This window comes from Klebsiella sp. KE9456 (genome assembly GCF_043832615.1).
Taxonomy (GTDB): Bacteria; Pseudomonadota; Gammaproteobacteria; order Enterobacterales; family Enterobacteriaceae; genus Klebsiella; species Klebsiella indica.
Genome location: NZ_JBDYQK010000009.1, coordinates 1 through 22961 on the forward strand (window position 1 = coordinate 1; position 22961 = coordinate 22961).

13 protein-coding genes and 2 other RNA genes are annotated in these 22961 nt (G+C 57.4%); 4 read left to right on the plus strand and 11 right to left on the minus strand.

The window, feature by feature from the left end:
- Window positions 1–124: non-coding RNA, RtT sRNA (locus ABK821_RS10675), on the plus strand; the annotation flags it as partial.
- Between the two features lie 46 nt (window positions 125–170).
- A non-coding RNA gene (locus ABK821_RS10680) (RtT sRNA) lies at window positions 171–302 on the plus strand.
- Window positions 303–562: 260 nt separating this feature from the next.
- On the opposite strand, the gene narI is transcribed toward ABK821_RS10680, so the two are convergent.
- The 5 genes from narI to ABK821_RS10705 all read right to left on the minus strand — a co-directional run bounded on the left by narI (window position 563) and on the right by ABK821_RS10705 (window position 9004).
- Window positions 563–1240: a respiratory nitrate reductase subunit gamma gene (gene narI / locus ABK821_RS10685; RefSeq protein WP_012132187.1), complete on the minus strand. Its 678-nt coding sequence runs from the start codon at window positions 1238–1240 to the stop codon at window positions 563–565.
- Window positions 1240–1950, minus strand: coding sequence for a nitrate reductase molybdenum cofactor assembly chaperone (narJ, locus tag ABK821_RS10690; RefSeq protein WP_012132186.1), 711 nt, complete (start codon window positions 1948–1950; stop codon window positions 1240–1242). Before narJ ends, narI begins: the two co-directional genes overlap by 1 nt.
- Window positions 1947–3482, minus strand: a complete 1536-nt coding sequence (gene narH, locus ABK821_RS10695) for a nitrate reductase subunit beta (RefSeq protein WP_012132185.1) — start codon at window positions 3480–3482, stop codon at window positions 1947–1949. The genes narJ and narH overlap by 4 nt, the downstream gene beginning before the upstream one ends.
- Window positions 3479–7222, minus strand: coding sequence for a nitrate reductase subunit alpha (locus ABK821_RS10700; RefSeq protein ID WP_343178667.1), 3744 nt, complete (start codon window positions 7220–7222; stop codon window positions 3479–3481). The genes narH and ABK821_RS10700 overlap by 4 nt, the downstream gene beginning before the upstream one ends.
- 393 nt (window positions 7223–7615) lie before the next feature.
- A complete protein-coding gene (locus ABK821_RS10705) occupies window positions 7616–9004 on the minus strand; it encodes a NarK family nitrate/nitrite MFS transporter (protein WP_142501432.1) in 1389 nt (462 codons plus the stop codon).
- Between the two features lie 310 nt (window positions 9005–9314).
- Here ABK821_RS10705 and narX point away from each other — a divergent pair, with 310 nt between their 5' ends.
- On the plus strand, window positions 9315–11093 hold the full coding sequence (gene narX, locus ABK821_RS10710; protein WP_343178668.1) for a nitrate/nitrite two-component system sensor histidine kinase NarX: 1779 nt from the start codon (window positions 9315–9317) through the stop codon (window positions 11091–11093).
- Window positions 11094–11103: 10 nt separating this feature from the next.
- On the plus strand, window positions 11104–11754 hold the full coding sequence (gene narL / locus ABK821_RS10715) for a two-component system response regulator NarL (RefSeq protein ID WP_138360342.1): 651 nt from the start codon (window positions 11104–11106) through the stop codon (window positions 11752–11754).
- Here narL and ABK821_RS10720 read toward each other — a convergent pair.
- The 6 genes from ABK821_RS10720 to ABK821_RS10745 form a co-directional block, all read right to left on the minus strand.
- Window positions 11751–13130 carry a YchO/YchP family invasin gene (locus ABK821_RS10720; RefSeq protein WP_343178669.1) on the minus strand — a complete coding sequence of 460 codons (1380 nt, stop codon included), beginning with the start codon at window positions 13128–13130 and terminating at the stop codon, window positions 11751–11753. The two genes, narL and ABK821_RS10720, sit on opposite strands and share 4 nt — an antisense overlap.
- Window positions 13131–13317: 187 nt before the next feature.
- Window positions 13318–15918 (minus strand): molybdopterin-dependent oxidoreductase, encoded by a 2601-nt coding sequence (locus ABK821_RS10725; protein ID WP_395033939.1) that lies wholly within the window; start codon window positions 15916–15918, stop codon window positions 13318–13320.
- Complete coding sequence (gene nirB / locus ABK821_RS10730; protein ID WP_343178671.1) at window positions 15918–19988, minus strand: nitrite reductase large subunit NirB; 4071 nt, start codon at window positions 19986–19988, stop codon at window positions 15918–15920. Before nirB ends, ABK821_RS10725 begins: the two co-directional genes overlap by 1 nt.
- A gap of 10 nt (window positions 19989–19998) precedes the next feature.
- The gene (locus ABK821_RS10735; protein ID WP_138360339.1) at window positions 19999–20787 is read right to left on the minus strand and encodes an ABC transporter ATP-binding protein; all 789 of its coding nucleotides are present in this window, start codon (window positions 20785–20787) and stop codon (window positions 19999–20001) included.
- A gap of 10 nt (window positions 20788–20797) precedes the next feature.
- Entirely contained in the window at window positions 20798–21682 is an 885-nt protein-coding gene (ntrB, locus tag ABK821_RS10740; protein WP_138360338.1) for a nitrate ABC transporter permease, read from the minus strand.
- 1 nt (window position 21683) lies between these two features.
- Window positions 21684–22940 (minus strand): CmpA/NrtA family ABC transporter substrate-binding protein, encoded by a 1257-nt coding sequence (locus ABK821_RS10745; protein ID WP_138360337.1) that lies wholly within the window; start codon window positions 22938–22940, stop codon window positions 21684–21686.
- Between the last annotated feature and the right edge of the window lie 21 nt (window positions 22941–22961).

The window sequence follows — 22961 nt, forward strand, 5'->3', positions numbered from 1 at the left end:
CTCACGGGGAAGGATGAGAAGCTTCGACTAAGGTTCGATTCGAGCGCAAGCGAGAAAGCGTTGCCGAAGGCAACGACCCGAAGGGCGAGGCGCAACGCGCCGAGTAATCCTTCCCCCACCACCATTATTTCCTGAAAGCACACAAACTACTTTTAGTAACCTTGCCCCATATTCTGCCCTCACGGGGAAGGATGAGAAACTTCGACTAAGGTTCGATTCGAGCGGAAGCGAGAAAGCGTTGCCGAAGGCAACGACCCGAAGGGCGAGGTGCAACGCGCCGAGTAATCCTTCCCCCACCACCATTACTTCCTGAAAGCACACAAACTACTTTTAACAACCTTGCCCCATATTCTGCCCTCACAGGGAAGGATGAGAAACTTCGACTAAGGTTCAAATTCCTGTACTCCATATTTTGCCCGGTGGCACTCCGTTTACCGGGCCTGGATGATCGCATAACCACATGTTATGTCCGATCGTAGGCCGGATAAGGCGCAGCCGCCATCCGGCAGACAGACATAAAAAAACCCTGCCGAAGCAGGGTTTAGCCGCACGCAAAGCCATATCAGCGACGGGCACGCACGACCTGGTACTTACGCGTCAGGTACTCGACCGGCGCGCTCCAGATGTGAACCAGGCGCGAGAACGGGAACAGCAGGAACAACGTCATCCCCAGCACCAGGTGCAGGCGGAAAATGAACGCTACGCCCTCTAAATGCTCAGACGCGCCGCCGTGGAACGTCACCACAGATTGCGCCCATCCCACCAGTTTCATCATTTCGCTACCGTCCATATGTTGCGCAGAGAACGGAATAGTCAGCAGTCCCAGCGCGCACTGAATCACCAGCAGAGAAAGGATCAAAATATCCGCTCCCGTGGTCGTTGCACGCACGCGTGGGCTGAACAGACGGCGTTTAAGCAGCAGTACGCCACCGACCAGCGTCATCACGCCACAGGCGCCGCCGGCAATCATCGCCATTTTCTGCTTCACTTCAATCGGCAGGAACGCTTCGTACATCCAGTGCGGCGTCAGCATCCCCAGGAAGTGACCCGCGAAGATCCCCAGAATACCGAAGTGGAACAGGTTCGAAGCCAGGTTCATCCCTTTGCGATCCAGCATCTGGCTGGAAGCCGCACGCCAGGTGTACTGACCGTAGTCATAGCGCAGCCAGCTGCCAATCAGGAACACTGACCCGGCAATGTACGGGTAGATATCAAAGAAGAACATATTCAGGAAGTGCATTATTGCTGTCCTCCGGTGGTGATATTCAAATATTGCGGAGCGACAGCCCCGGCAAAACGACGCTGGTGAGCGGAAATCTCCGACTCACCGCAACCCTGCTCAGCAAAGAATTTCACCTGTTCTTCTTCCCAGACGGCATCCAGTGCTTGCGGGGTATCGTCACGGACTTCATCCGCAATTTTCTCTGCCACTTTGTCGCTGTCGATAACGGTATTAGCCAGCTTCAGCAGCAGATCGAACAGCACCGCATAGCGACTTTCCCGCTGTTGCAGACGTGCGCCCAGCAACGCCAGAATCGGCGCGATGTCCTGCAAGCCGCCAAGCGCGTCGTTTTTCGGCAACTGCGCCAGATACTCCAGATACAGCGGCAAATGGTCAGGCAACTCACGACTGTCGAGTTGCAGGCCGTGCTGCTCGTACTGCGCCATCAAATCGACCATTGCCTGGCCGCGATCGCGGGATTCACCATGAACATGCTCAAACAGCAATAGCGACGTGGCGCGACCGCGATCAAACAGTTCGCTGTAGCTTGCCTGTACATCCAGCATCTCCTGCGCAGTGAGATCGCGCAGGAAAACCGCCAGACTCTGGGCATCTTCTTTATCCAGGTTTTCGGATGACGCGAGTGCATCGAAAAGTTCCTGTTGATGCTGCCATAAGGCAGCATCCGGGTACTCGAGCAGACGCGAAACAATGACGAGTTCAATCATTGGTGCGGCTCCGTTTTGCTGCTCACATCGATGGCATCAATGCGGCGGCTGTTGAACAGGTTGAATTTGGTATCTGAACCGTGGCAACCATCGCCGAACGTAAAGCCGCAACCGCTTTTCTCCGGGAACGCCTCACGCGCCAGCTCACGATGGCTGCTAGGGATAACGAAACGGTCTTCATAGTTCGCAATTGCCAGGTAACGGTACATTTCCTGCGCCTGCGCTTCGCTCAGACCCACTTCTTCCAGCGCGCGGGTATCCAGTTTACCGTCAACGGTTTCCGCACGTTTGTAGTGACGCATCGCCAGCATACGTTTCAGCGCCAGCAGTACCGGCTGGGTGTCGCCTGCGGTCAGCAGGTTCGCCAGGTACTGAACCGGGATACGCAGGCTTTCCACGTCCGGCAGGATGCCGTTGCTGCCCAGTTCACCTGCGTCCGCCGCAGACTGAATCGGTGACAGCGGCGGCACGTACCAGACCATCGGCAGCGTACGGTATTCCGGGTGCAGCGGCAGCGCCAGCTTCCAGTCCATCGCCATTTTGTAAACCGGGGACTGCTGCGCCGCATCAATAACGCTCTGCGGAACGCCGTCTTTCAGCGCTTGTTCAATGACCGCCGGATCGTTCGGGTCGAGGAACACATCCAGTTGGCGTTGATACAGATCTTTCTCGTTCTCCGTGCTGGCTGCGCTTTCAATCGCATCGGCGTCATACAGCAGCACGCCAAGGTAACGGATACGACCCACGCAGGTTTCGGAGCATACGGTCGGTTGACCCGCTTCAATACGCGGATAACAGAAAATACACTTCTCGGACTTCCCACTCTTCCAGTTGAAGTAGATCTTCTTGTACGGGCAACCGGTGATGCACATACGCCAGCCGCGGCATTTGTCCTGATCAATCAGGACGATGCCGTCCTCTTCACGCTTGTAGATGGCGCCGCTCGGGCAGGTCGCCACGCACGCCGGGTTGAGGCAGTGCTCGCACAGGCGCGGCAGATACATCATGAAGGTGTTTTCGAACTGGCCGTACATCGCCTTCTGCATGTTTTCGAAGTTCTGGTCTTTGGCGCGTTTTTCAAATTCGCCGCCCAGAATTTCTTCCCAGTTCGGACCGCTGGTAATTTTGTTCATCCGCTGACCGGTGATCAGCGAGCGCGGGCGCGCAATCGGCTGATGCTTGCTTTCCGGCGCGGTATGCAGGTTCTGGTAGTCGTAATCAAACGGCTCGTAGTAATCATCAATGCCCGGCAGATGCGGGTTAGCGAAGATTTTACCCAGCAGCATCGCGCGGTTGCCCATGCGAGGTTGCAGTTTGCCGTTAATTTTACGGACCCAGCCGCCTTTCCATTTTTCCTGGTTTTCCCAGTCGTTAGGGAAACCGACGCCAGGCTTACTTTCCACGTTATTGAACCAGGCGTATTCCATACCTTCACGGCTGGTCCAGACGTTTTTACAGGTCACTGAACAGGTGTGGCAGCCGATGCATTTATCGAGATTCAGCACCATGCCGACTTGTGAACGAATTTTCATTTTACGCTCTCCTGTACCTGGTCATTGCCTTCGCCATCCAACCAGTTAATGTTCTTCATCTTACGCACCACAACAAACTCATCGCGGTTTGAACCGACCGTACCGTAGTAGTTAAAGCCGTAGGCCAGCTGCGCATAGCCGCCGATCATGTGGGTCGGCTTCGGCGTGATACGGGTTACCGAGTTGTGAATACCGCCGCGCTGCTGGGTAATTTCTGAACCCGGCAGGTTAACGATACGTTCCTGCGCGTGGTACATCATGGTCATCCCAGCCGGAACACGCTGGCTTACCACCGCGCGTGCCGTCAGCGCACCGTTGCTGTTAAAGACCTCGATCCAGTCGTTATCTTCAATACCCAGATCTTTGGCATCGGTTTCGCTCATCCAGACAATCGGCCCACCGCGCGACAGCGTCAGCATCAGCAGGTTGTCGCTGTAGGTGGAGTGGATACCCCACTTCTGGTGCGGCGTCAGGAAGTTGAGCGCTTTTTCCGGGTTGCCGTTAGATTTCTCACCCATCACCGCTTTCACTGAACGCGTGTCGATTGGCGGACGGTAAACCAGCAGGCTTTCGCCAAAGTCACGCATCCACTGATGATCCTGATACAGGGACTGGCGGCCAGACAGCGTACGCCACGGAATCAGCTCGTGAACGTTGGTATAACCGGCGTTGTAAGAGACGTGTTCATCTTCCAGGCCAGACCAGGTCGGGCTGGAGATAATCTTACGCGGCTGCGCCTGAATATCGCGGAAGCGGATTTTCTCTTCTTCTTTATTGGTCGCCAGATGCGTATGGTCGCGACCGGTGAACTCACTCAGCGCCGCCCAGGCTTTCACCGCTACGTGGCCGTTAGTTTCCGGCGCCAGCGTGAGGATCATCTCGGCGGCATCAATCGCGGTATTCAGCATCGGCTGGCCTTTTGCCGGGCCTTCAGCTTTGGTGTAATTGAGCTTACGCAGCAAATCCATTTCGCTCTGAGTGTTCCAGGCGATGCCTTTGCCACCGTTGCCGATTTTCTCCATCAGCGGGCCGATAGAGGTAAAGCGCTCATACGTCGCCGGGTAGTCGCGTTCCACCGGAATGATGTGCGGCGCGGTTTTACCTGGGATCAGGTCGCATTCGCCTTTTTTCCAGTCTTTCACGTCCAGCGGCTGCGCCAGTTCGGCAGCGGAGTCGTGCTGAATCGGCAGCGTCACCACATCGGTTTCTTTGCCAAGGTGTCCCACGCAGACTTCAGAGAATTTCTTCGCGATGCCTTTATAGATTTCCCAGTCGCTTTTCGATTCCCAGGCCGGGTCAACGGCGGCAGACAACGGGTGAATAAACGGATGCATATCCGAGGTATTCATGTCGTCTTTTTCATACCAGGTGGCGGTCGGCAGTACGATGTCGGAGTACAGGCAGGTGCTCGACAGACGGAAGTCCAGCGTCACCACCAGGTCCAGTTTGCCGTCAAGACCGTTATCCCGCCATTCCACTTCTTCCGGCTTCACGCCGCCCTGCATACCCAGATCTTTGCCCTGAATACCGTTTTCCGTACCCAGCAGGTACTTCAGCATGTACTCATGCCCTTTACCGGATGAACCCAGCAGGTTCGAGCGCCAGATAAACAGGTTACGCGGGTGGTTTTTCCCGTTTTCCGGCTGCTCCGCCGCAAAACGAATCGAGCCTTCTTTCAGCGATTTCACGGTGTAATCCACCGCCGTCATCCCGGCTTTTTCCGCCTCACGCGCGATGTACAGCGGGTTAGTGCCCAACTGCGGCGCAGACGGCAGCCAGCCCATGCGTTCAGCACGCACGTTGAAGTCGATCAGATGACCGCTGTAGCGGGATTTATCCGCCATCGGCGACAGCAGTTCCTGCGCGGTAACCGTCTCGTAGCGCCACTGGCTGGAGTGGTTATAGAACCAGGAGGTGCTGTTCATGTGACGCGCCGGACGCTGCCAGTCAAGAGCAAACGCCAGTGGCTGCCAGCCGGTCTGCGGACGCAGTTTTTCCTGGCCGACATAGTGCGCCCAGCCGCCGCCGCTCTGACCGATACAGCCGCAGAACACCAGCATGTTGATAAGCCCACGATAGTTCATATCGAGGTGATACCAGTGGTTCAGACCGGCGCCAACAATGATCATTGAACGGCCATGCGTCTTATCGGCGTTATCCGCAAATTCACGGGCGATACGGGTGATTTGCGCACGCGGTACGCCGGTTATCTGCTCTGCCCACGCCGGAGTATAGGCTTTAATGTCGTCGTAGCTGGTTGCGCAGTTTTCGTCGTTCAGACCGCGTTCCAGGCCATAGTTCGCCATCGTCAGATCGTAAACGGTAGTCACCAGTGCGGTGGTTCCGTCCGCCAGTTGCAGGCGTTTCACTGGCAGCTTGTGCAGCAGAACGTTTTGCAGCTCGACTTTGTTGAAGTGTTCAGTGCCTTCACCGCCAAAGTACGGGAAGCCCACTTCTGCGATATCGTCCAGGCTACCCAGCAGGCTGAGTTGCAGTTCGGTTTCCTCGCCTGACGTACCGTCACGCTGTTCGAGGTTCCATTTGCCTTTCTCGCCCCAGCGGAAGCCGATAGAACCGTTCGGCGCAACCATATCGCCGCGGGTGTTGATGGCAACGGTTTTCCATTCCGGGTTGTTTTCCTGACCCAGCGCGTCAATAAGATCGGCGGCACGCAGCATACGGCCAGCGGCATAGTAACCGTCGCGTTCTTCAAGCATCACCAGCATCGGCATGTCGGTATAGCGACGGACGTAATCGGTGAAATACTGGCTCGGGTTATCAAGGTGGAATTCACGCAGCATGACGTGGCCCATCGCCAGCGCCATCGCGGCGTCAGTCCCCTGCTTCGGCGCCAGCCACAGGTCGCACAGTTTGGCGATTTCAGCGTAGTCAGGCGTAACGGCAACCGTTTTGGTGCCTTTGTAACGCACTTCAGTAAAGAAGTGGGCATCCGGGGTACGGGTCTGCGGAACGTTAGAGCCCCAGGCGATGATGTAGCTGGAATTGTACCAGTCAGCGGATTCCGGTACGTCCGTCTGCTCGCCCCAGGTCTGCGGAGACGCAGGCGGCAGGTCGCAGTACCAGTCGTAGAAGCTCAGGCAAGTCCCGCCGATCAGAGACAGGTAACGCGCGCCGGATGCGTAAGAGACCATCGACATCGCCGGAATCGGCGAGAAGCCCGCTACGCGATCGGGACCGTAATTTTTGATGGTATAAACGTTGGATGCCGCAATCAGTTCGTTCACTTCCTGCCAGGAAGAACGAACGAAGCCACCACGACCACGCGCTTGTTTGAAGCTTTTTGCTTTATCGGCGTCTTCGATGATGGAAGCCCAGGCGTCTACCGGATCGCTGTGCAGTTTTTTCGCATCACGCCACATTTTCATCAGGCGCTTACGCATCAGCGGATATTTCAGGCGGTTTGCGCTGTAGAGATACCAGGAGTAGCTCGCGCCGCGCGGGCAGCCGCGAGGTTCATGGTTCGGCATATCCGGGCGGGTGCGCGGGTAGTCTGTCTGCTGGGTTTCCCAGGTGACCAGACCGTTTTTCACATAAATTTTCCAGCTGCAAGAGCCGGTACAGTTTACCCCGTGGGTTGAACGCACGACTTTGTCATGCTGCCAACGCTGGCGGTATCCATCCTCCCAGTCCCGGTTTGTTTCGAGAAGCTGGCCGTGCCCATTGGCAAAGGTTTCGCCCTTCTGTTTGAAGTAGCGAAACCGGTCCAGGAATTTACTCATCGGGTTTCTCCTGTGTGGAGCCTGATGGCTCTCTGATAAATCGACATTGCTGAATTAGCTGCGACGGTAACGCTATGAAGGCGGTCGGGAATTGATAACGATCAAGGCGAAATAGCTTATAAAGATGGTCAAAAATAACCATTACCACCAAGGTAGTATCTATTTATATTCTTTATCTATATGATTAATATGGCTTTTTATTTAAAAACATTGCTATCAATAGAGGTTTATTATTCCTCTGGGTATTAAGTGGTAGATGTCATAGTGGGTAATTTCTTTGTGATTTAAGTACGGTATAAAATAATTCAAAACAAATAGTATGTTGTAACTAATTAATACCTCAAAAAAAGAGCGCAAATATTTCTGCGCTCTTGAATGAAAATAGGCAAAAAATTATTTCTGCTTCCGCCCATAAGCGGCCCAGGTAATCACCACGCAGGCAATATAGAACACCAGGAAGACTTTCATCGCTCCGGCCGGAGAACCGGTGAGATCCAGTGAAATACCAAACGCTTTCGGGATAAAGAAGCCGCCGATAGCGCCAATCGCCGAGATAAAGCCTAACGCAGCCGCCGTGTCGGTGGCCGCTTCACGCATCGCCTGCGCGTCGCTGCCGCCCTGCTCTTTCACGCGATCCATGGTCATTTTACGGAAGATAACCGAGATCATCTGGAAGGTAGAGGCGCTTCCCAGCCCGGCGGTCAGGAACAGCACCATAAATACCGCGAAGAAGGCAATAAAATTACCGCCCTCGCCGTGAGATGGCAGCGTCAGGAATAACAGGCCGCAGAAGATTGCCATCAACACAAAGTTCACCAGCGTCACGCGGGTTCCACCCAGACGGTCGGAGATCGCGCCGCCGCAGGAACGCGCCAGCGCACCAATAAACGGCCCAAAGAAGGCGTAATGAAGGATCTGAACATCAGGAAACTGGGTCTTCGACAACATCGCGAAGCCTGCGGAGAAGCCGATAAATGAACCGAAGGTCGCCAGATAGAGCAGTGCCATAATCCACAGATGCGCACGCTTCAGCACCGGGAGCTGTTCGCGAAGAGAAGCCTTCGACGCCGACAGATCGTTCATAAAGAACCACGCCGCGAGGGTGAAGATAATCAGAAACGGTACCCAAATCCACGCCGCGTTTTCCAGATACAGCGTTGATCCATCCGGTAATTCGCTGCCCCTCCCGCCAAAGATGGCGAAAATCGACAGAGATACCACCAGAGGAGCGACCAGTTGCATCACGCTGACCCCCATATTGCCGAGGCCGCCGTTGATACCCAACGCGCCGCCCTGCTTCTGTTTCGGAAAAAAGAAGCTGATATTGGCCATACTGGAAGCAAAGTTCGCCCCCGCAAAGCCACACAACAGGGAGATAATCACAAATACGCTAAAGGGTGTCGCGGTATCCTGTACCGCGAAGCCCAGCCATACGCAGGGGACGATCATGATCCCGGTACTAAATGCAGTCCAGCGACGGCCGCCGAACAGCGGGACCATAAAAGCATAGGGCACGCGCAGAAGCGCGCCGGACAACGCGGGTAGCGCGGTCAGCATAAATAACTGATCGGTTGAAAACTGAAAACCGACTTTATTCAGATTGACGGCGACGGCGCTGAACAACATCCAGACGCAGAATGCCAGTAAAAGACAGGGAACGGAGATCCACAGATTGCGGCTGGCGACACGATGACCACGCTGCCGCCAGAACTCAGGATCTTCAGGACGCCAGTCGCTAATGACTGGGCTGTTAGTCTTCTCCGGGATTGAAGAGTGACTCATAGACACCTCTGATGATTCATATTAACCCTGGCTACCTTATGGGTTACCGGCGGCGGTAAGTTGATATAAATCAAAGCAAAAGCGGGCGAGAAATTCGCTAAAAAAAGCACATCCTCCCTAATGAGTAGCTATTTCTGCGCAAAAAAGTGTGTTTTATCACACGGCTGCTGTCATTCCACAAATGCGTGCCACCAGGCTATCAAAGACTGACAATTAAGGGGTAATCCTTTTGGGGTATGGGTATACTCCAGAGGATGTCCGAGAATAAGCCACACGCCCGGATGACTGGCCGATCAGGAGCCATTTTGCCATGTTGAAACGTCTTTTTACGCCGCTAACGCTGGTGAATCAGCTCGCGTTGATCGTTTTATTGGTTGCGGTGATAGGTGTTGCCGGAATGGCGATTTCCTCTCGCCTGGTGCACGGCGTTCAGGGCAGCGCGCACGCCATTAATAAAGCCGGTTCGCTACGTATGCAGAGCTATCGCCTGCTGGCGGCGGTACCGTTGCACGCCGATGACCAAAAACTGCTGGATGAAATGACGGCGACGGTCTTCAGTCCGGAACTGCAGTACGCCGCGCGCCATGACGATCAGCAGCAACAGCTTCAGGCTTTACAGCGCTACTGGCAACTGGAGCTGGCGCCGGAAATGCGCCGTGCGCAGCATCAGGCGACGGTAGCGGCGAACGTTGCCGGTTTTGTCAACCGCATAGATCAGTTGGTCACCGCTTTCGATCACACCACCGAAGAGCGGATAAAGCAGGTTGTCTGGACCCAGCGTTTGATGGCTGTCGGCATGGCGCTACTGCTGGCGTTCACTATCGTCTGGCTACGCGCCCGGTTGTTACGCCCCTGGAAACAGCTGCTGGCGATGGCCCGCGCGGTGAGCCAGCGCGATTTTACCCAGCGTGCGCAAATTGGCGGACGCAACGAAATGGCGACGCTGGGTATGGCGCTGAATAATATGTCGGAAGAACTGGCCGAGAGCTATTCGGTGCTTGAACGGCGGGTACAGGAAAAAACCGCCGGACTTGAACAAAAAAATGAGATCCTCGCATTCCTGTGGCAAGCCAACCGCCGTCTGCATTCGAACGCCCCACTCTGCGAACGTATCTCGCCCGTGCTTAACGGTTTGCAAGGGTTAACCCCGCTGCGCGATATTGAAGTCCGGGTTTACGATCTCGAAGATGAAGATAACCATCAGGAGTTTTCCTGCCACTCCGACATTCAGTGCGATGACCGAGGCTGCTATCTCTGCCCGCGCGACCTGCCGGCGTTGCCCAATGTCGGCACCACATTAAAATGGCGACTGTCGGATGCCCATAATCAATATGGTATTCTGCTGTCTACCCTCCCTACCGGTCTTCACCTGAGCCACGATCAGCAGCAACTGGTCGATACGTTAGTTGAGCAGATCGCCGGGACCCTGGCCCTCGATCGGCATCAGGAGCGCCAGCAGCAGCTTATCGTGATGGAGGAACGGGCGACTATCGCCCGCGAACTGCATGACTCCATCGCCCAATCGCTCTCCTGTATGAAAATGCAGGTCAGTTGCCTGCAGATGCAGGGTGACAGGCTACCGGAAGAGAGTCGCCAGCTTTTGGGGCAAATCCGTAATGAACTGAATACCTCATGGGCACAGCTGCGGGAACTGCTGACAACCTTCCGTCTGCAGTTAACCGACACCGGTCTGCGCCCGGCGCTGGAAGCCAGTTGTCAGGAGTACAGCGCCCATTTCGGCTTTACAGTGCGACTGGATTATCAACTACCGCCGCGTTTTGTGCCCTCGCACCAGGCTATCCACCTGCTGCAAATCGCCCGCGAGGCGCTAAGCAATGCCCTCAAGCATGCCAATGCCACAGAAGTCAGCGTTACGGTAACGCTAAAGGATAATCAGGTCCGGCTGGTGGTGGCCGATAACGGCCGCGGGGTACCGGAGAATGCGGAACGCAGCAACCATTACGGCTTAATCATTATGCGCGATCGCGCTCAGAGCCTACGCGGAGACTGTCAGGTGCAGCGTCGGGAAACCGGCGGCACGGAAGTGGTGGTCACCTTTATCCCTGAAAAATCGTTTTCAATCCAATAAGGAGAACGCTATGAGTCAACAGGAACGAGCAACCATCCTTCTCATTGACGATCACCCGATGCTGCGTACCGGCGTCAAACAGCTTATCAGTATGGCACCGGATATTCAGGTGATTGGTGAAGCCAGTAACGGCGAACAGGGTATCGCGATGGCGGAGTCCCTGGACCCGGATTTGATTCTGCTGGATCTCAATATGCCGGGGATGAACGGCCTCGAAACTCTGGACAAGCTGCGCGAAAAAGCGCTTTCCGGTCGCGTGGTGGTATTTAGCGTTTCCAACCATGAAGAAGATGTCGTGACCGCGTTGAAACGCGGCGCCGACGGCTACCTGTTGAAAGATATGGAGCCGGAAGATCTGCTGAAAGCGCTGCAACAGGCGGCGGCGGGCGAAATGGTGCTCAGCGAAGCATTAACGCCGGTGCTGGCAGCCAGCCTGCGGGCTAATCGCGCCACCTCCGAGCGCGACATTAGCCAGTTAACACCGCGCGAGCGCGACATTCTTAAGCTGATTGCTCAGGGTCTGCCGAACAAAATGATCGCCCGCCGCCTGGATATCACCGAAAGCACCGTCAAGGTGCACGTCAAACATATGCTGAAGAAAATGAAATTAAAATCGCGGGTAGAAGCGGCGGTTTGGGTCCATCAGGAACGCGTGCTCTAGGGCGTCTGCTGCCACGAAACGCCATCTGCAGGTAAGCTCTCCAGTGGCTCCGTCAGCGCCAGGGTGATCTCATTGGATGAGACGCGCTGACCTTTTTTATCCTCTACCACCACGGAAAGATGCCAGAGATTGCCCGCGCCGGCGTCACTGTTCCAGCGTGGCATAATCACGCTCCAGCCATCCGGACTACTGGCCTCTATCGGCGAAGTCAGACTTAACGCCTGGGTATCTCCCTGCCAGCTCAGAGACTTAATACCGTGCAGGCTACGAATTTGTAGCTTCAGTTGTACCGTCTCTCCCGGCCGAAGATCCCAGGGAGGCGTGGCCAGATAAACCGCCAGGGTTTTGCGCTGACGATACTCCATCACCGGCAGGTTATCCCGTTCCGGAGGATCGTAGCGGCTTCCGCGCAGCGCGCGTCTGACGGCGACTTCATCAGCCGCCAGTTGCTGTTTTAACGGGACGCCAAAGCGATAATTGAGTTTCAACCCCACATCGTTTTGACTGATACCGCTCTCACCTTGCTTATGTTTGGCGGTGACCGTGACCAGCGGAAAAGGCGTGTAATTCAGGCCGACCGACAACGCTATCGGATTATGATATCCGGTTCCCGAATCGAACAGATCGACGTTGTCGCCAAAATATTGTTCCACGCTGACGCTGGTATTAACGTACTGATAAAATGGCAGCCGCGCCTGAGCCGTCACATCGTAGCCGCTCGCCATACGCTGCAGTTGAGTCAGGCGACTTCCCTGCTGCCAGCCACCAAGCGGATGATAGTAATTAGCGGACAAACGCATCGACTCGCCCCAGGCTTCCGCGCCAATACTGCCGCGCGCCAGGTGGTCATCCAGCGCCTGATCGTAGAACGTGTTATAGCCCAACAGCCAGTTGCCCATTCTCCAGCGCTGACCGAGGCCAATATTCCCCACCAGTCCGCTGTCGCGCTGTGTGACCGAGTATTGATTCCAGGTGAGAAAGTCACCGTTATCCTGTAAGGGGACAAACCAGCTTCCCTTGCTGCCGGTAAAATGCCCCTCTTTATCAATCAACAGATCGACACTGGTGTTGCCCCATGGCGAGAGCCAGTCCTCCAGTTGCTGACTGACCTCATCCCCCAGTTTGTCGATGGCGAATACCCGCGCCTGCTCGCCAGCGGTCATCTCTTTATCACTCATACTGGCTTCGCCAAATTTTTTTACCATCTCGGCAAAGTGCTTTGCGTCATCATCCACCTGCGGCGCCAGACCAAGGTCCGGCAACGTATCCGCTGCACTGACCTCCGGCTGGTTATTCTGCTGCGCGCGCGCGACGGTACCTGTCAGCAGCAGGAGAAATGACAAATATGGGGTTATGCGGAACAACAAAGCGATCAAATCGGTTACATCTACTCACGAAGGGTGACAACAAACCGGCAGTCTATCGTCTTTTGTCACCCTACGCAGCTTTCAGGATGATTTCAGGAATATGCTGAATCGCTGATTGCGGGCAGCCTGCGCATGCCGGTAGCCGCCCGACGGAACCGCGCCTCCCCCCAGAGGCTGGAGAGTCATCACGCTCATCTCACGTTCGCGCCAGATTTTCCGCCAGCAACGTCTTCAGCTCTGGAATACAGGAACCGCAATTGGTGCCACATTTCAGTTTGGCGCCCAGTCCGTTAAGCGTATGACAGCCGTCGGCGATAGCTTCATTTATCGTCCGTTCCCCGACGCTAAAACAGCTACAAATAATACGCCCGCGAGGCACGCTATCCCCGCCCTTTCTACCGCTCAATAACGCATGACGCTGGGCGGCATCTTGCGGCGGCGTGCGAAACGCGGCGCTAATCCATTCGGCGTCGATGGACGGTTCATGCCCATCGCTCCACCAGCCGAGCATCAGCTCGCCCTCTTGCCATGCCAGCAGATTCCAGACCTTGCCGCCTTCGGCGACCTGCATCTGCCATCCCTGCTGCCTGCACCAGGCGACAAGCCATTCACGGGCGTGGATATCCCCCGCCAGAGACAGATGCGTAATACCCGCTAAGGCACGTCGTCGCCAGTGTATTGATGCGGGCAGAGGAACCGGCTGGCGAGAAAAAAGCTCCCCTTTCCAGGCCGGGAGCCAGGGGGCTATCGCGACCGCGACCTGTTTGCTCTCCGGTTGGCCGGAATGCGGGTCGATAACCGCAAACTGCAGGTTATTCACCCGTCCCTGGCGAGCAAATTGATTATTCCAGTGCATCGGGACAAACAACGATCCGGGACGCTGCCCGTCGCTGATAATCACTTTGGCCACCATCACCCCATGCGGTGACCAGATCCACGCCAGCTCGCCCTCCAGCAGGTGATAGCGCTGCGTATCCGGCGGCGCGACCTCCACCACCGGTTCAGCAATATGCTGCATCAGTCGCGGCACCGCGCCGGTACGGGTCATGGTGTGCCACTGGTCGCGTATCCGCCCGCTATTGAGGATCAGCGGATAAAATGCGTCGAGCGCCGCCCGGGTTGGCTGCGGGGCGACCGGCACCATCCGCAGTTTACCGTCGCGATGCCAGCCCGAATGCAGGCTCCACTGCGCCGGACTGCGGCTTACCGGCCAGCGCACCGGTGCCAGATCGTCCCACGCCTCGCGGCTCAAATCCGCCAGCCCGCCAATATCAAATGCCCGCTGGCCGTTATTTTCGAAACCTGAGAGCGCCGCATGTTCGCGGAACACCTCGTGAGGATGCCGCCAGGCAAAGGCTGCGCCAAAGCCCAACGCCTGCGCCACGCGGGCAATGATCCACCAGTCGGCTCTTGCCTCTCCCGGCGGTGACAGGAACGCGCGCTGGCGAGAGATCCGCCGCTCCGAGTTGGTCACCGTGCCGTTTTTCTCCCCCCACGCCAGCGCCGGAAAACGGATATGGGCAAACCGTCCGGTATCGGTACCGGCGACCACATCGGAGACGATCACCAGCGGACAGGCCGCCAGCGCTTCGCTGACCGCATGGCTGTCCGGCAGAGAGACCACCGGATTGGTGCCCATGATCCACACGGCTTTCACCTCGCCGCGGCCAATAGCGCTGAACAGCTCCACCGCCGTCAGCCCCGGCGTTTGCGCCAGCCTTTCGCTGCCCCAGAACCGTGCCAGACGCTGTAAATCGTCGGCTGTAAAATTCATATGCGCCGCCAGCATCGTCGCCATCCCGCCCACCTCACGTCCCCCCATCGCATTGGGTTGACCGGTCAGCGAAAATGGTCCGCAGCCCGGACGGCCATATTTCCCGCTTGCCAGGTGAACATTGATAATGGCATTGCATTTATCGCTGCCGCTGGCGGATTGATTAATGCCCATGGTGTAGAGCGTGATGGCGCGCGGCGCTGCGATAAATTCGCGATAAAAAGCGTCAATCTGCTGTCGCGGCAGACCGCAGAACTGCGCCACTTTTTCGCTATCCCACGCCTGCGCAATTTTCAGCGCCTGCCGCGCATCGCTGAAATCGCCGGCAATATCACCGCTGGCGGCAATGGCGTTAAGCAGGCCGACAAACAGCCCCCCGTCGCTGCCGGGCGCCAGCGCCAGATGAATATCAGCGATATCGCAGGTGGCGGTGCGCCGGGGGTCAATCACTACTACCCGCATCTGCGGATTATCGCGTTTAGCCTGTACCAGCCGCTGATAAAGTACCGGATGGGCCCAGGCCGCGTTCGAGCCCACCAGCACCACCAGATCGCTGTTTTCCACATCTTCATAACTGCACGGCACCACATCAGCGCCCAGCGCACGCTTATAACCGGTGACCGCCGAAGACATACACAGCCGCGAATTGGTATCGATGTTCGCCGCGCCGATGAATCCCTTCATCAGCTTATTCGCGGCGTAGTAGTCCTCGGTCAGTAGCTGACCGGAGGCATAGAACGCCACCGCCTGCGGGCCATACTGGTCGATTATCTCCCGCAGGCGCGAACCAGCCGCCGCCAGCGCCTGCGGCCAGGACACCCGTTCGCCGTCCACTTCAGGAGCCAGCAGCCTCCCCGCCAGGCCCACGGTTTCCCCCAGCGCTGCGCCCTTCACGCACAACCGGCCCAGGTTCGCCGGGTGCAGCTCATCGCCGCGCACGGTCACCTTGCCATCCTCATTCAGACTGGCGATAACCCCGCAGCCCACGCCACAGTAGGGGCACGTCGTCCAGGTTTCTGTCATCAGGACGCCTCCGCGCGAACCAGCAACTGCTGGTTGCCAACCCACACCTTACCGTTCTCCACTTTCACCGGCCAGGCGCGGACCGTCTGCTCGCTGCCGTCGCATTGGCGGCCATCGCGCAGACGAATACGCTGTTTATACAGCGGCGAAATGACAATCGGTTCACCGCCCGCGTCACCAAGAATGCCGCGCGACAGCACGTTGGCCTCGCTGCCCGGCTCCCGGTTATCAAGGGCGTAAACCTGATCGCCAAAACGGAACAGCGCAATCTGTCGCTCACCCAGCCGCGCACCAATCCCCGCCTGCGGCGGAATGGCGTCAAGATCGCAAATGGCCTGCCAGGGACGAGACGGCAGCGCCAGTTCGCCTTGTCCGGTCACAGGGGCTAACTGCGGCTGACCGCGCAGAGTTTGCCGCTGCACCGCTTCATCCGGCTCATCGCTATTGACGTAAGAACGGAACAGCGCCAGCCGTTGCGGGTCGTTAAGCGTGGTTTGCCATTCGCACTGGTAGCTCTCCACAACCCGCGCCATCTCCTGCTCCAGCTCTTCGCCGATACCGAGGCTGTCGTCGAGGATAACCTCGCGCAGATAGTCAACTCCGCCTTCAAGATTATCCATCCAGGTACTGGTGCGCTGTAAACGATCGGCAGTGCGAATATAAAACATCAGCAGGCGATCAATACTGCGGATAAGCGTCTGTTCATCAAGGTCGCTGGCGAACAGGTCGGCATGGCGCGGCTTCATCCCGCCATTACCGCAAACGTACAGGTTCCAGCCCTTTTCAGTGGCGATAACGCCGATGTCTTTCCCCTGGGCTTCCGCGCATTCTCGGGTGCAGCCGGAGACCGCCATTTTAATTTTGTGCGGCGCGCGCAGGCCCTTGTAGCGATGCTCAAGGGTTACCGCCAGACCGGTTGAATCCTGTACGCCATAGCGACACCAGGTCGAGCCGACGCAGGATTTCACCGTCCTCAGGGATTTACCATACGCGTGGCCGGTTTCAAAGCCCGCTTCCATCAGTTCACGCCAGATTGCCGGGAGTTGTTCCAGACGCGCGCCGAACAGATCGATACGCTGACCGCCGGTCACTTTACTGTAGAGCTGGTAGCGTTTGGCGATCTGCCCGATCGCAATCAACCCATCCGGCGTGACTTCCCCTGCCGCCATGCGCGGCACTACCGAATAGGTGCCATCTTTCTGGATATTGGCGAAGTAGCGATCGTTCGTATCCTGAAGCGGCAGATGCGCCGGTTTCAGCAGATATTCGTTCCAGCAGGAGGCCAGCACCGAGGCCACCAGCGGTTTACAAATTTCACAGCCGTACCCCTGACCATAGCGGGCAATCAGTTGGTCGAAAGTCCGGATATGGTTGACGCGCACCAGGTGGTAGATTTCCTGGCGTGACCATGGGAAGTGCTCGCAGATATCTTTTTTGACTTCCACACCCTGCTCCGCAAGCTGATACTCCATCACTTGTTTAACCAGCGCGCTACAGCCGCCGCAGCCGGTCGCCGCTTTGGTGCAGCGCTTTATCGCCGCCATATCGCTCGCGCCGTTGCTCACTGCCTGGCAGATATCGCCTTTGCTGACGTTGTGACAGGAACAAATCTGCGCGCTGTCCGGCAGCGCCGCCACGCCGAGCGCTTTTGCCGCGCTGCCCTCCAGCGCCGGAAGGATTAAGCTTTCCGGGCGTGCGGGCAATGCCATACCGTTAAGCATCATCTGTAGCAGCGTGGAATAGTCGCTGGCATCGCCGACCAGCACGCCGCCAAGCAGCGTTTTCCCCTCCTGGCTGACAACAATTTTTTTGTAGATCTGCTCCGGTCCGTGGGACCACTGGTAGCTCTGGCAGCCCGGTGTGCGCCCGTGGGCATCGCCAAAAGAAGCGACATCGACGCCCAGCAGCTTCAGTTTAGTGCTCATGTCAGCCCCGGTGAAGCTGGCCTCTTCACCTGCCAGCACTGCCGCCGCGGTACGTGCCATCTGATAGCCGGGGGCCACCAGGCCATAGATTTTGTTCTCCCACAGGGCGCATTCGCCAATCGCCAGCACAGCCGGGTCGGAGGTGCGACACTGATTGTCGATGCAAATCCCGCCGCGTTCACCCGTCTTCAGATCGCTGTTGCGGGCCAGCGCATCCTGCGGGCGAATACCGGCAGAGAACACCACCATATCGGTCACTAACGAGCCGCCATCGGCAAAGTTCAACTGCAACCCATGCTCATTCTCGACAATTTCCGTCGTCGCCTTGCTGGTATGTACCCCAACGCCCAGATCGCCAATCTTCTCGCGTAGCATCGCCGCGCCGCCGTTATCCAGTTGTACCGCCATCAGATTCGGGGCAAACTCGACAACATGGGTTTCCAGCCCCAGTTGCTTCAGCGCGTTGGCCGCTTCCAGCCCAAGCAGCCCCCCGCCGATGACCACCCCGCGGCGAGAATGCGCGGCGCGAGCGGCGATCTGGTCGAGATCGTCAAGCGTGCGGTAGACAAAGCAGCCAGCAAGATTATTACCCGGCACCGGCGGAACAAACGGATAAGAACCCGTCGCCAGCACCAGCTTATCCCAGTGCGTTTCGTGGCCAGACACATCGCGCACAACGTGCGCCTCGCGGTCAATACTGGCGACCGCCTCGCCCAGACGCAGCTCAATGCCGTGCCGGGTAAAAAAATCGCCTTCGACCAGCGACAGTGATTCCGCGCTGCGTCCGCTAAAGTATTCCGAGAGATGGACCCGGTCATAAGCGGCATAGCGCTCTTCGCAGAACACCACAATCCGGTATTGTTGATGAAGGTTACGGCTGACGCATTGCTCAAGAAAGTGGTGGCCGACCATGCCGTGTCCGACCAGCGCTAAAACAGGTTTTGTCATTGTCGTTTGCCCCGCAGCACGCGGCTGCATCGTTGAAGATGGATTGAAGAGCCACTCTGCCGGCGCGGAAGAGTATTCCCCCAGCAGAGAGGTGAGCGGCGCGGCGCTGGCGCAATCGCCCAGCAACAGGACGCCGCGCAGCTTGCCGTCACGCAGCAACAGGCGACGGTAGTGGCGATCCAGCGGGTCCCAGCTGGTGCAAATTTCATCCTGTTCATCCGCCCGCAGATCGCCGGCGCTGAACAGCTCAATACCGGTGACTTTCAGCCGCGTACCGCTATCCTGCCAGCTGAAATCCTCGCCGGGAGCGCCGCATAAACGTTCGGCGAGCACCTCGGCCTGACGCAGGCACGGCGCCACCAGTCCCCAGGTCTGACCGTCAATTTCGCAGCATTCGCCAATGGCGCTGATCCCCGGCAGGGCGGTAGCCAACTGACGGTTGACGATAATGCCGCGGCCACAGGCCAGGCCGCTGCGTTCGGCCAGTTGCTTATTCGGCTGGACGCCGGTTGCCAGCACCACCCGCGCAGCAGCAAACGCCCGGCCATCCTCCAGCAACACCTGATGTGCATTAATCGCCGCAATACGGCTTTCCATCACGCAGTGAATTCCGCGCTCCGCGAGCTGTATCTGCAATTGCTCACCGGCAAACGCATCCGTTTGCTGTTCCATCAGCCAGCGTCCGCGATGGAGTAAAGTGACATTGTCACCATGACGTCTCAGCGCCGCAGCGGCCTCCACGCCAAGCACGCCGCCGCCAATCACTACCGCCGGGCCATCGATAGCCAGAATGCCCTCGACGTCCGCCAGGGTACGGAAAGCAAAGACATGCGGGAGCTCAACACCCGGCAAGGGCGGAGTAAACGGCAGCGATCCCGTCGCGAACACCAGTTCATCCCAGAAAAGTTCACCACCGGTGGTTTGTAGCGAGCGGGCGTGAATATCGACCGCGATTACCGATTCGCCGTTACGTACCGTTACGCCATGCTGCCGATACCACTCATCAGGCAGCAGCCGAGTCTGGATAGCCATTTTCTCGCCGCCAAGCACCGGCGACAGCTGAATGCGGTTATAGGCCTGGCACGGCTCATCGCCAATAATGGTGATGCTAAACCGCTGCGCATCGCGCTCCGCCAGCGCCTGCGCCAGTCGGGTCGCCGCCATGCCGTTGCCGATAATCACCAGTCGCCGCGTCATTACCGTCCCCTTATGCCGCTTTCGGCTGTTTTTCATAGAGGAAATGCAGGATCTGCTGGCGCAGGTGGTGATAGCGGCTATCATCCGCCAGCTGAACACGATTACGCGGGCGCGGTAAATTGACGTCCAGGATCTCGCCCACCGTCGCCGCCGGACCATTAGTCATCATCAGCACCCGATCGGAAAGCAGCACCGCTTCGTCAACATCATGAGTAATCATCACGATGGTGGTATTGAGCGACTGTTGAATCTGCATGACCGCATCCTGCAAATGCGCCCGCGTCAGGGCATCGAGCGCGCCAAAGGGTTCATCCAGCAGCAATACCTTCGGTTTCATCGCCAGCGCGCGGGCGATGCCGACGCGCTGCTTCATCCCACCGGAGACTTCACCCGGCCGTTTGTGCAGCGCATGTCCCATCTGCACACGCTCAAGGTTGTGCGCAATCCACTCCCTGCGCTCGGCTTTGTTCATGCTGTGACGGAATACCTGGTCTACCGCCAGCGCGACATTGTCGAAACAGGTCAGCCACGGCAGCAACGAGTGGTTCTGGAACACCACCGCGCGTTCCGGCCCCGGTCCGGCAATTTCGCGGTTATCACATAACAAGCCGCCCTCCGTCGGGTGGGTAATACCGGCAATCAGATTCAGCAGGGTTGATTTACCGCAGCCGGAATGACCTATCAGGCTGATGGTCTCCCCTTCATAGATATCGAAAGAGACGTTTTGCAACGCCAGAAATTCGCCACTGGCGGTATTGAAACGCTGGCTGACGGCCTGGACCTGAATTAATGGTTTCATCTGCGACTCCTTATTTTTCCTGCCAGCTGAAACGCCGGGCGAGCAACATCAGCCCCTGCTCCAGCAGTAATCCGACCACGCCGATAATGATGATGGCGATGATGATGTTTTCTACGTTGAGGTTGTTCCATTCGTTCCAGATCCAGAAGCCGATTCCTAAGCCTCCGGTGAGCATTTCGGCGGCGACAATCACCAGCCAGGCGATCCCGATAGAGAGGCGAACGCCGGTCAGCACCGCGGGCAAAACCGCCGGAAAGAGGATCTTGCGCATCACCGTCCATTCGGAAAGCTGCAGTACTCTGGCCACGTTGAGATAATCCTCGGGAATACGCCGCACGCCCTCGGCGGTGTTAATCACCATCGGCCAGATGGAGCAGATAAAAATGGTCCAGCTGGAAGCCGGTTCCGCTTTCTGGAATAACAGCAGACCGATAGGCAGCCAGGCCAGCGGACTCACCGGACGCAACAGCGCAATCAACGGGTTAAACATGCGGGCGAAGAATAGTGAGCGACCAATCAGGAAGCCCAGCGGAATACCGGCCAGCGCGGCGAGACCAAATCCGACCGCCACGCGCTGCAGCGATGCCAGGACGTTCCAGCCGATGCCCATATCGTTCGGTCCGTCCCGATAAAAGGGGTCGGCGAAAATGGTCATCGCGGAATCGAGAGTGCTGAGCGGCGTGGGAAAACCTTTGCTGTTCATCGCCGCCAGTTGCCATCCCAACAGCAGTAATCCTAGCCCCAGCAGCGGCGGCAGCAGACGCTGGAAGATATCGCTCAGCCAGCGGCTCACCGGCGGCGTGGTTTTGCGAACCTGTACCGGCGGCATGGCGATCACTTCACCGGACGCTTTTTCAGCGCTGGCCTGCGGTTGCGTTTTGTATGCGTGTTTCATCTCATGCCCCCTTATATTGAATCGCGAAACTGCGGGCGTAGCCCTCAGGGTCAATCCCGTTCCAGACCTTACCGTCCAGTAACGTACTGCTACGCAGCAACTGCGTCGGCGTGCTAATACCGCCTACCGCCTGTGCCGCCTCTTTCCAGACGTCAATTCGGTTAATGCGCCGGGCCACCGCCTGATAATCCGGCGCTGATTTCAGCATTCCCCACCGGCGGAACTGGGTTAAAAACCACATACCGTCCGAGAGCCACGGGAAGCTCACCTCTCCCCCGGCGTAGAAGCGCATCGGGTGCGCATCCTGCCAGTGACGGCCAAGTCCGTTGTCGTATTCGCCGAGCATTCGTCCGGTGAGATACTGTTCTTTGGTATTCAGCCATGCGCGCCTGGCAAGAATGCGCGCCGTTTCACGGGTGTTATCCGCAGAGGCCGCGATCCAGCGCTGCGCCTCCATAAGTGCGGCCACCAGCGCGCGGGCACTATTCGGGTTACGTTCAACCCATTCGCTGCGGGTACCGAGAACTTTTTCCGGATGTTCAGGCCAGATATCCTGGGATGTGGCGGCGGTGAAACCGATGCGGTCATTAATGGCGCGCGCGTTCCACGGCTCGCCAACGCAGAAGCCGCTCATATTGCCGATGCGCATGTTCATCACCATTTGCGGCGGTGGCACCACAACGGTGCGTACATCTTCAAACGGATTAATTCCGCCGCTCGCCAGCCAGTAGTAGAGCCACATCGCGTGGGTGCCGGTGGGAAAGGTATGGGCAAAGGTGTAGGTGCCCGGCGCGCTCTGGCCGATCATTTTTTTCAGCCCGCTAAGGTCGGTTATTCCTTTCTCCTGTAACTCGCTGGAGAGGCTAATCCCCTGGCCGTTGCGGTTAAGGGTCATCAGATTCGCCATCGACTGCGGTTTACTGGCGATCCCCAGTTCAAGGCCGTAAAGCATGCCGTAGAGAATGTGCGCCGCATCAAGCTCGCCGGCGATCAGCTTGTCGCGCACCGCCGCCCAACTGGCCTCTTTACTCGGCACGAGCGTAATACCGTACTTTTTATCGAACCCTTTCAGGGAGGCAATGGCTATGGGGGCACAGTCGGTCAACGGAATAAACCCCACCCGCACGGTGGTCTGTTCCGGCTTATCCGAGCCTGCCGCCCATGCCGTCTGCATCATGCCGGGCAGCAGCATCGCACCGCCCAGCGCGGCACCAGCCTGTAATAAACGCCGCCGTGAAATCGTAAATTTTTCGCCCATACCTGCTCCAGAAACGCAAAA